The organism is Kitasatospora sp. NPDC001132, assembly GCF_053598415.1.
In genome coordinates this window covers 1-10422 of sequence record NZ_JBSFKF010000073.1, presented here as the reverse complement: position 1 = coordinate 10422, position 10422 = coordinate 1, and the positions used below count along the sequence as shown (strand labels likewise).

5 protein-coding genes and 1 pseudogene are annotated in these 10422 nt (G+C 75.4%); 2 read left to right on the top strand and 4 right to left on the bottom strand.

The annotated features are described in order from the left end of the window. A pseudogene (locus ACWDBE_RS38860) lies at positions 1-93 on the top strand (ATP-binding protein); the annotation flags it as partial. 78 nt (positions 94-171) lie between these two features. Here the strand turns inward: ACWDBE_RS38860 and cimA are convergent. The 3 genes from cimA to ACWDBE_RS38845 all read right to left on the bottom strand — a co-directional run bounded on the left by cimA (position 172) and on the right by ACWDBE_RS38845 (position 4523). Then, positions 172-1776 (bottom strand): citramalate synthase, encoded by a 1605-nt coding sequence (cimA, locus tag ACWDBE_RS38855; RefSeq protein ID WP_449793129.1) that lies wholly within the window; start codon positions 1774-1776, stop codon positions 172-174. 379 nt (positions 1777-2155) lie between these two features. Then, positions 2156-3268 (bottom strand): branched-chain amino acid aminotransferase, encoded by a 1113-nt coding sequence (locus tag ACWDBE_RS38850; RefSeq protein ID WP_449793130.1) that lies wholly within the window; start codon positions 3266-3268, stop codon positions 2156-2158. A gap of 217 nt (positions 3269-3485) precedes the next feature. After that, on the bottom strand, positions 3486-4523 hold the full coding sequence (locus ACWDBE_RS38845) for a 3-isopropylmalate dehydrogenase (RefSeq protein ID WP_449810339.1): 1038 nt from the start codon (positions 4521-4523) through the stop codon (positions 3486-3488). A 221-nt stretch (positions 4524-4744) separates the two neighbouring features. Between ACWDBE_RS38845 and ACWDBE_RS38840 the strand changes: the two genes are divergently transcribed. Then, positions 4745-7234 (top strand): YfhO family protein, encoded by a 2490-nt coding sequence (locus ACWDBE_RS38840; RefSeq protein WP_449810338.1) that lies wholly within the window; start codon positions 4745-4747, stop codon positions 7232-7234. 62 nt (positions 7235-7296) lie between these two features. On the opposite strand, the gene ACWDBE_RS38835 is transcribed toward ACWDBE_RS38840, so the two are convergent. Beyond that, on the bottom strand, positions 7297-10422 hold a 3126-nt coding region (locus ACWDBE_RS38835; RefSeq protein ID WP_449810337.1), incomplete at its 5' end, for a S8 family serine peptidase.

The window sequence follows — 10422 nt, the reverse complement described above, 5'->3', positions numbered from 1 at the left end:
CCCGTCATCACCCTCGACGCCCGACGCCGCGACAGCGCCAAGAGCGCCCTCATCACCCTCGTCGAACACGCCCTCCTCGCCCGACTCCGCTGAACCGGCGGTGCTCGGCCATGCCGGTGGCCCGCGGGACTTCCTGCGAAGTCCCGCGGGCCACGGGTGTGTTCGGGCCGGCTATTCGGTGGGTTCCAGGCCGGCCCGGATGAGGCCGTAGGTGTACGCGTCCTCCAGCGCCAGCCAGGAGGCGGCGACCACGTTGTCGGCCACGCCCACCGTCGACCAGGTGGCGGCGCCGTCGGTGGACTCGATCAGCACCCGGGTCTTGGAGCCGGTGCCGTGCTGGCCCTCCAGGATGCGGACCTTGTAGTCCACCAGCTCGAAGCCGGCCAGCGGCGGGTAGATGCCCTCCAGGGCCGTACGCAGCGCCTGGTCCAGCGCGTTGACCGGGCCGTTGCCCTCGCCGGTGGCGATCCGGCGCTCGCCCTTGGCCCACAGCTTGACCGTTGCCTCGTTGCCGGTGAACCCGTTCGGGCCCTGCTCGCTGATGGTCCGCCAGGACTCCAGGGTGTAGAAGCGGTCCCGACTGCCGCGCACCTCGTCGCGCAGCAGCAGCTCGAAGGAGGCGTCGGCGGACTCGTAGGTGTAGCCGAGGTTCTCCTGCTCCTTGACCTTGGCCACCACCCGGCCGGCGAGGTCCCGGTCGCTGGAGAGGTCGTAGCCGAGCTCCTTGCCCTTGAGCTCGACGGAGGCCCGGCCGGCCATGTCGGACACCAGCATCCGCATGGTGTTGCCGACCCGCTCGGGGTCGATGTGCTGGTACAGGTCCGGGTCGACCTTGATCGCGGAGGCGTGCAGGCCCGCCTTGTGGGCGAAGGCCGAGTAGCCGACGTACGGCTGGTGGGTGGAGGGGGTCAGGTTGACCAGCTCGGCGATCGCGTGCGAGATCCTGGTCATCTCGGCCAGCCGGCCCGCGGGCAGCACCCGGCGGTCGTACTTGATCTCCAGCGCGCCGACCACCGGGAACAGGTTGGCGTTGCCGACCCGCTCGCCGTAGCCGTTGGCGGTGCACTGGACGTGGGTCGCCCCGGCGTCCACCGCGGCCAGGGTGTTGGCCACCGCGCAGCCGGTGTCGTCCTGGGCGTGGATGCCGAGCCGGGCGCCCGTCCTGGCGAGCACGTCGGCGACGATCTCCCGGACCCCGCCGGGCAGCATCCCGCCGTTGGTGTCGCAGAGCACCACCACGTCCGCGCCGGCCTCGTGCGCGGTGCGGACCACCGACACGGCGTACTCGGGGTTGGCCTTGTAGCCGTCGAAGAAGTGCTCGCAGTCGATGAACACCCGCCGGTCCTGGGAGCGCAGGAACTCGACGCTGTCCCGGACCATCTCCAGGTTCTCGTCCAGGGTGGTGCGCAGCGCGAGCTCCACGTGCCGGTCGTGCGCCTTGGCGACCAGGGTGATCACCGGGGCGCCTGAGGTGACCAGCGCGGCCAGCTGCGGGTCCTCCGCGGCCTTGCCGCCGGCCCGGCGGGTGGCGCCGAAGGCGACCAGCCGGGCGTGCTCCAGCTCCAGTTCGGCGGCGGCGCGGGCGAAGAACTCGGTGTCGCGCGGGTTGGCTCCGGGCCAGCCGCCCTCGATGAAGCCGACCCCGAACTCGTCCAGGTGCCGGGCGATGGCCAGCTTGTCCGCCACCGTCAGGTTGATGCCCTCGCGCTGCGCTCCGTCGCGCAGCGTGGTGTCGAACACGTGGAAACTGTCATCGGTACGGGTGACCTCGGTCATGACCCCTGGTTCTCCGTTTCGGGGAGGCTGGTACTGCTCTGCCGGACTTTTCCGTCCCGGCTCCACTGTCCATGATCCCGCGCGCGGTCCCGGTGTCCCCGGGCCCCTTGTGGGGGCCGTCGGCCGGTCCGGGAGAAGCAAAAAGACCCCTCGCGGGTGCGAGAGGTCTGCGCGCGGGTCTGGACGCTCGTGGTCGCTCCGCATCGGGTCGTGCGGGAAGCGGTCACTGCGGACCGGCGCGCCTGCTGCCAATAATCAGCGAAAGCGAGGACACGCCCGCAGTCTGGCACAGCTGCCCGGGATCCGGCCCGCCCGTCTCGCGATGCGAAACGGGCGGGGCCGGACGGGCCGGGCGGGCGGACCGGCGGGGTGCGCGTGATCAGACGATCTTGTGCAGCCACCGGTGGGTGTCCGGGGTCTGGCCGCCCTGGATCGACAGCAGCGCCTTGCGCAGCTCCATGGTGACCGGGCCGGGCTCGCCGGCGCCGACGGTCCAGTCGGCGGCGGCGGACTTCACCGAGCCGACCGGGGTGATGACGGCGGCGGTGCCGCAGGCGAAGACCTCGGTGAGGGTGCCGTCGGCGTTGGCCTGCTGCCACTCGTCGGTGGAGATCCGGCGCTCCTCGACCGCGTAGCCGAGGTCGGCGGCCAGCTGCAGCAGCGAGTCGCGGGTGATGCCGGGCAGCAGGGCGCCGGACAGCTCCGGGGTGACGATCTTCGCGTCCTTGCCCTCGCCGAAGACGAAGTACAGGTTCATGCCGCCCATCTCCTCGACCCACCGGTGCTCGGCGGCGTCGAGCCAGACCACCTGGTCGCAGCCCTTCTCGGCGGCCTGGGCCTGGGCGACCAGCGAGGCGGCGTAGTTGCCCGCGCACTTGGCGGCGCCGGTGCCGCCGGGGGCGGCCCGGACGTACTCCTTGGACAGCCAGACCGAGACCGGCTTGATGCCGCCCTGGAAGTAGGCGCCGGCCGGCGAGGCGATGATCATGAAGAGGTAGGAGTCGGCCGGGCGGACGCCCAGGCCGACCTCGGTGGCGAACATGAACGGGCGCAGGTAGAGGCTCTGCTCCGGCTCGTTCGGCACCCAGTCCTGCTCCTGGCGGACCAGCAGCTCGACGGCCTCGACGAAGGTCTCCACCGGCAGCTCCGGCATCGCGAGGCGGCGGGCCGAGGCCTGGAAGCGGGCGGCGTTGGCCTCCGGGCGGAAGGTGGCGATGGAGCCGTCGGCTTGGCGGTAGGCCTTCAGGCCCTCGAAGATCGCCTGGCCGTAGTGCAGGGTCATGTTCGCCGGGTCGATCTCCAGCGGCGCGTACGGGGCCAGCTGGGCGTCGTGCCAGCCCACGCCCTCGGTCCACCGGATGGTGACCATGTGGTCGGTGAAGACCCGGCCGAAGCCGGGGTTGGTCAGCCGGGCCTCGCGCTCCGCTGCCGGCAGCGGGTGGGCGGAGGGCTTGAGGTCGAACGTGATGGGCGCCTGGGTGGCCGTGCTCATGGCTGTTTCCTTCACCGTGGGTTGGTAAGGGCCGCCACCGCCGCGGATACGTTTCGGTGGAATCCACCGGAATGAACGCACAAAGGCACGGCCCACTGTCGATACTCGCATCCAGAGGGCCGTGCCGAACAGCTGTCCGCCCCATTTCCGGGGCCGCGAGCTGCGGTTATGCGCGGTCCGGCCCGCAGGCCGGAGTTCCGCTTCGGGATCCGGCCCCTCAGCCGGATACTCGGGCGGCGAGCGCGTCGCCGACCTGGGAGGTGCTGCGGGTGCCGGAGCGCTCGGCCAGGTCAGCCGCGACGGCGGCCTCGACCCTGGCGGCCTCGGCGGCGAAGCCGAGGTGCTCCAGCAGCATCGCGACCGACAGCACCGTGGCGGTCGGGTCGGCCTTGCCCTGGCCGGCGATGTCCGGCGCCGAGCCGTGCACCGGCTCGAACATGGACGGGAACTCGCCGCTCGGGTTGATGTTGCCGCTCGCGGCCAGGCCGATCCCGCCCGTGACGGCGGCGGCCAGGTCGGTCAGGATGTCGCCGAAGAGGTTGTCGGTGACGATGACGTCGAACCGCTCCGGCTGGGTGACGAAGAAGATGGTCGCGGCGTCGACGTGCAGGTAGTCGGTGGTGACCTCGGGGAACTCCTGGCCGACCTCGGCGAAGATCCGCGTCCACAGGTGCCCGGCGTGCACCAGCACGTTGTTCTTGTGCACCAGGGTGAGCTTCTTGCGCGGCCGCGCCTGCGCCCGGCGGTAGGCGTCGCGCACCACGCGCTCGATGCCGTACGCGGTGTTCAGGCTGACCTCGGTGGCCACCTCCTGCGGCGTCCCGGCGCGCAGCGTGCCGCCGTTGCCGACGTACGGGCCCTCGGTGCCCTCGCGGACGACCACGAAGTCGATCTCCGGCTGACCGGCCAGCGGACCCTTCACCCCGGGGAAGAGCCGGCCCGGACGCAGGTTGATGTGGTGGTCGAAGGCGAACCGCAGCTTGAGCAGCAACCCCCGCTCCAGCACGCCCGACGGCACGCTCGGGTCACCGATGGCACCCAGCAGGATCGCGTCGTGCGACTTCAGCTCCGCCAGCACGTCGTCCGGCAGCGTCTCCCCGGTCCGGTGGTAGCGCCGGGCCCCGAGGTCGTACTCGGTGGTCTCCAGCTTCACGTCGGCGGGAAGCGCGGCACCCAGGACCTTGAGGCCTTCGGCCACCACTTCCTGGCCGATGCCGTCACCGGGGACTACTGCGAGACGAATGGTGCGAGACATGCTCGGACCCTACTCCGCCGTCCCAGGTACTGACACCTCACGTCCACCATTCGGACGGTCAGGTCAGGTCGATCTCGACCTCGAACGACTGGTCGACCTTCGACTGCCTGTGGTGGATCCCCGCGATCACGCGGCCGTGCGAGGAGGGATCGGGTTCATGGACGTGGACGAGCGCGCGCGTGTGACGTGAAGGGCGCTGGCGGCCTGCTTAGGGTGGCGGGATGCGGACGGGCGAGCGGCGGCGGGAGGTGCTGGTCTGCGGGGGTGCCGCCGGGCTGGCGACGGGCGGGTACGGGCTGGCGGCGGCGCTGCGCGGGGGGTGGCCGGCCGGGGCCGATGCGGTGGCCGTGCCGTACCACGCCCACCTGTGGGACCTGCTGCACGGACAGGCCGCCGGGGACCTGCTGCTCAACTGGAACAGCGGCTACGGCACCCCGTTCCTGGCGGACTTCTTCGCCTACCTGATGAACCCCTTCTCCTGGCCCGCCGCGCTCCTCCCCCGCGACCAGGGCCGGCTCGCCGTCCTGCTGGTCACCCTGGCCACCATCGGCCTCGGCACCGCCCTGATGACCCGGCTGCTCGGCCGCCTCCACCCCGGCCCGCGCCGGCTGCGGGCGCTCGCCGCCGTCGGGTACGGGCTGTGCGCCTGGGTGCTGGACGTCGGCGCGGCCGCCCCGATGTGGCTCTGGGGCCTGGTGTCGCTGCCGCTGCTCGGCCTGGCCGCCGACTGGTGCCTGCGCGAGCGGCACTGGGTGGCCGGCACGCTGTGCGTCGCGCTCGCCTGGGCCGGCAACCTGTACACCGCCGCGCTGGCCACCCTGGCGGCCGGACTCCTGTTCGCCGTCCGGCTGTTCGCCGCCCCGCTCCCGCTGCGCCGGCGGGTCCGGGCCACCGGCCGGGCCGTCACCATGGCCGCCGCCGGGGTGCTGCTCGCCTCCCCCGTGCTGTTCGTCGCGGTGCTGGCCGCCCGCCGGGCCCAGCCGGAGTCCCCGGTCCAGCCGCTCGGGCCGTCCGGCGTCGGCGGCCACCTCGCCCGGCTGCTGCCCGCCACCCACGGCGGGCCGCAGTTGCCGAACGTGGCGATCGGCGTCTTCGGGCTGCTGGTGGTCTGCGGGCTGCCGTTCAACCGGCGGGTACGGCCCCGGGAGCGCGCCCTGTGGTGCGCGGCGCTGCTGCTGGTGGTGGCCGGCTTCCTCTGGACCCCGACCGTGCTGGTCTGGCACGGCCTGGCGATCCCGGCCGGCGGGCCGTACCGGGTGGCCTTCGTGCTCAGCGGGCTGCTGGTGCTGGCCGGCTGGGTCTCGCTGGCGCACCGCCCGGACCGGCTGACCGTGCTGGGCGGCGCCGCCGTGGTGGCGGTGATCGCGGGCCTGGCGGCGGGCCGGCACTCGGTGCGCCCTGCCACCTGGGTGCTGCTGGCCGTCGGCGGCGCCGTCCTGTCGGCGGCGCTGTGGCTGCTGGACCGCCGGCACGCCGACCGGCGGGCGAACGCCCTCGCCACCTGGGTGATCGGCGGCGCGGTGCTGGGCAACGCCGTCTGGTCCGGGTACGCGGCGCTGGGCGCGGCCCCCTCCGCCGGCGTCTCCCCGGCGGCCGTCCGGGCAGGGCACGCGGCGCTGCGCGCGGCCGCCGACTGGCCGCGCGGCCGCAGCGACCCGGGCCCGCACGCGTTCACCCCGAACGACCCGCTGCTGCTGAACGGCCAGGGCGGCGGCTACTTCAGCGGCTACCTGCCGACCGTCACCGCCCTGCTGCTGCACGACCTCGGCGCGGGCTGGACGGCCGGCGGGCGGCAGACCGCGAGCGTCACCGACCCGGTCGGGCAGGCGCTGTTCGGCGTCCGCACCCACCTCGACGACGGACCCCCGCCGGACGGCTTCGCGCCCGTCCGGGCGGTCGCCGCGCCGCCGCTGGTCACCGTGCTGCCCCCGGGCGCCCGGACGGAGACCTCCTCGGTCTGGGCCCGGCAGGAGTCGCTGCTGGGCAGCCAGGTGTACGACGCCCCGCTGCCGGTCCCGGCGGGCGGGGCGGCGCCCACGCTGCACGGCACCAGCGGCTGGTCGGTGCCGGGCGGCGCGGAGGGCACGGTGTTCACGGCCGCCTGCACGCCGGGCGGGACGGCCTACTTCCACGGGCTGTGGTACCGGGGCACGGTCAGCGGCCTCGGCACCGAGTACCGCAGCGACGGCGAGCAGCCCACCACCGCCGTGCCGATCCACCGGCTGGGGACCGTCCCGGCGGACGGGGTGGTCCGGGTGACGCTGCGGTCGGACGTGGTGAGCCAGGTCCCCGCCCGCCCGGTCGGCTGTCTGCGGGCCGGCGCCCTGGAGGCCGCCGTCGCCCGGCTCACCGCGACCGGCGCCACCCGGGTGGAGGCCGGTGGGCACACCCTGACGGCGACGCTCCCGGCCGGGTCCACCGGCACCGCGCTGCTCTCCGTGCCGGCCACCGACGGCTGGACCTGCGCGGTGGACGGCGGCCGGTACGCGGCCCCCGTCCCGGTGCTCGGCATGATCGGTGTCCCGCTGGGCGGGGGCGCCTCCCGGGTGGCCTGCGCGTTCCGCCCGCCCGGCCTCACCGAGGGCCTCACCGTCACCTCCGCCACCGCCGCCGTCCTGGCCCTGGTGGCCGTCTTCGCCCGGCTCTCCCGCCGCCCGACCCGCCCCCCGCGCGGCGACCGCCGCCGGGCGGCCCGAAGCTCCGAGGCCTGAACGTTCGTACCTGACGGGGCGGCCCGCCGGAGTCCCGGTGGGCCGCCCCTTCCGCCCGGGGGTCAGGGCAGGTCGACCACCTGGGCCCGCCGCTCGGCCGGGTTCCGGTGGTACAGCAGCAGGAGCCGCGAGGCGTCGCCCGGGGCCCGCCGCACGTCGAGGACGGCGCCGGGGCCCGTCGGGGCCGCCACCGCGGCCGGACCGTCGAGGCCGGCCCGCGCGGTGAGCGCCGGCCGCAGGACGTCCAGCGGGACGGACGGGGTGGTGCCGTTCAGCCCGATGGCCGAGAAGGCCTCGGCGACGTCCGGCGTGCCGCCCCCGGTGTAGCCGGTCCACACGCCGTAGCGGACGGTGCTGTGCCCGGGCGCGACGCCGGGCAGGGCGCTCAGCCGGACGGGCAGCACCAGCACGTCGCTGTCCAGCAGCGCGGTGTCGGTGTCGCTCCAGTGGGCGTTGAGCGGCTGGACGTCCAGCTCGGCCCCGGTGCGGGCGTCCAGCGCGCGGGAGACCAGAACGTCGCTGCCGGACAGCCGGTCGGCCTTGAGGACGACGTCGGTGCTGCCGTCCCCGTCGGTGTCCAGCGCCACCCGCACCCCGTACAGCCCCACCGGGGTGGCCGCGGGCGCCCACAACCACGCTCCCACGTACAGCAGTCCGTCGTCGACGGCGGCACCGGCCGCACGCAGGTCGGCGGAGCGCTCACCGGGGTGCTCGACGCAGATCTCGTCCGCCGGGTCCGCCTGCGCCCCGACGAGTTCGGGCCGCACGCCCGCGCCCGGCGCGACGGCCGCGTCGCTGCCGCCGGGCGGGCAGTCCGGCCAGCGGGCCCCCTCGCCGCCGAGCGCGAAGGCGCTGACCAGCCCCGGCTGTTCGCCGGGCGCGGCGCGGCCGCCGAGGGCGACCAGGGTGGCGCCGCTCGCAGCGGTGCGCACGGCGGCCGTCGCCGCGAGGTCGCCGGTCGGGCGCGGGGCGGCCAGCACCGGGATCCGCAGCTGCGGCAGCGTGCCGTCCCCGACCGGGGTGAGCAGCACCCGCCCGGAGAGCTCGCCCCGGTAGCTGCGGGCGTGGTCGCCCTGCACGGTGTCGATGGTCGGGTCGGGCGCGCGCCCCAGCTCCCCGGGCACGGACAGCGTCACCCGCACCCGCGCGGTGCCGCCCGCCGGGACGTCCACCCGGGCCGGCGTCACCTGGTAGGAGGCGCCGGGCAGCCGGGTGGCCGCCGCGTACGAGGTGCGGTAGGCGAGCGGCGCGCCGGAGGTGTTGCGCACCTCGATCTCCCGGGTCCGCGCCGTCGGCCCGGCCACCTCGACCGGCCCGAAGGAGACCCCGACGGCGCCCGCCACGGCGCCCTCCCCCGCCGCGTAGGCGACGGCGGGGGTGCGGACCGCCCCGTCCACCCGGACCCGCCCGGCCCCGGTGCGCTCGGGTCCGTAGGCCGGCCCGCTGCGGTCGTCGCCGAGGAAGGTGTCCACGGTGGTGTTCATCAGTGCGGCCTTGACCTGCTCGACCGGCCAGTCCGGGTGCGCGGCACGGACCAGGGCGGCGAGCCCGGCCACGTGCGGGGTCGCCATCGAGGTGCCGCTCTCGCGCCGGCCGCCGGTGCCGCTGCCGACCAGGGCGGACCGGATGCTCTCGCCGGGGGCCGCCAGGTCGGGCTTGACCACGCCCGGGACGCCGATGCCGCGCGAGGTGAAGTCGGTCAGGGTGTCGACCCGCTCCGGCTGGTCCTGGGCGACGGAGGCGTGCAGGGTGTTGCCGGGCGCGGCGAGCCTGACCCGTACCGGCCCGGCGGCCGCGGCCTGGCGCAGCCGTTCGCCGTCGGCGCGGGCCAGCAGCGCGGCCGGGATCCGGTCGTTGCCGGAGATCTCGGCGAGGTGGTCGGAGTCGGCGGCGTACAGCGCCCCGATCGCGCCCGCGTCGGCGGCGTGGTCGGCGCGCGGGCCGGAGTTGCAGGCCCGGTCGGCTTCGCGGGTGCGCCAGGTGAGCAGCGCGATCTTCCCCTTCAGTCGCTGCCGGTCGGCCTCGCCGAAGTCCGCGCAGCCGTCCGACTGGTCGACGGGCAGGGCGAGTTCACCGCTGACGTCGGCGGTGGACCAGCCCCGGTAGCGCTCGCTCCAGTGCGCCGGGACGACCCCGGCCCGGGCGGCGGGGGCGAGCACGGTGACGCCGTCCACGTCGGCGTGGCCGTGCACCGAGGCGGCGACGGTGATCGCCCGGGCGGCGGTGCCGGGGCTGCCGCCGATGCCGTACACGTCGCCGTCGTTGCCGGCCGCCGCGACCACGACGGTGCCCAGTTCGGCGAGCCGGTCGACGGCCAGGGCGTCGGTGTCGTCGGTGCTGCCGAAGTGGCTGCCGAGCGAGAGGTTGACGACGTCCAGCCGGTCGCTCAGGTCGCCGTCCCCGTTCGGGTCGGCCGCCAGGTCGAGCGCCTCGGTGACCCGGTCGGTGGAGCCGTCGCAGCCGAACACCCGGATCGCGTACAGCTGTGCGCCGGGAGCGGTGCCGGGGCCGATCCGGAAGCCGGCCGGGTCGAGCCCGGGCCCGTACGGACCGGTGTAGGCGCGGCCGTCGGCGGTGACGCCGTACCCGGCGGCGGTGCCGGCCACGTGGGTGCCGTGCCCGTTGCGCACGCAGTCGATCGGGTTGTCGCTGGGGTGCGGCACCGGCTGGTGGTGCGGGGAGGCCGGGTCGGGGTCGTAGTCGTCGCCGACCAGGTCCCTGCCGCCGACGACCTTGGCGTTGGGGAACAGCGCGGGCGGCGCGGGCTTGCCGCGCTCCACCGAGCGGAAGGCCTCCTCGGTGCCGGGGCCGCCGAAGTCGGCGTGGGTGTAGTCGATGCCGCTGTCGACGATCCCGATCCGCATGCCCTGCCCGGTGCCGGCCACCCGGTCGCCGGCCCAGACCTGGGGGGCGCCGGTCAGCGGGACGGAGTGGGCGTTGTCGCGCCGCTTGGCGACGATCGGGTGGACGGCGCGGACGCCCGGCAGCGCCCGCAGCGCGGGCAGCCGGTCGGCGGGCGCGCTGACCGCGAGGCCGGTCAGCACGGTGCGGGTGCGGTAGAGCTCGCGGGCGGCGGGTGCCGCCCGGTGGACGGCGCCGGCCAGCCGGTCGAGCGCGTCCCCGGCCCGGGCGCGCTGGTCCGCGCCGGCCCGCGCGGCCTCCCGGCGGACGGCCTCCGGGGAGCGCTG

Bases quoted from the DNA above. Each gene is read 5' to 3' on its own strand.
- ACWDBE_RS38850 (WP_449793130.1), bottom strand. From the start codon at position 3,268: ATGAGCACGGCCACCCAGGCGCCCATCACGTTCGACCTCAAGCCCTCC.
- ACWDBE_RS38840 (WP_449810338.1), top strand. From the start codon at position 4,745: ATGCGGACGGGCGAGCGGCGGCGGGAGGTGCTGGTCTGCGGGGGTGCC.
- cimA (WP_449793129.1), bottom strand. From the start codon at position 1,776: ATGACCGAGGTCACCCGTACCGATGACAGTTTCCACGTGTTCGACACC.
- ACWDBE_RS38845 (WP_449810339.1), bottom strand. From the start codon at position 4,523: ATGTCTCGCACCATTCGTCTCGCAGTAGTCCCCGGTGACGGCATCGGC.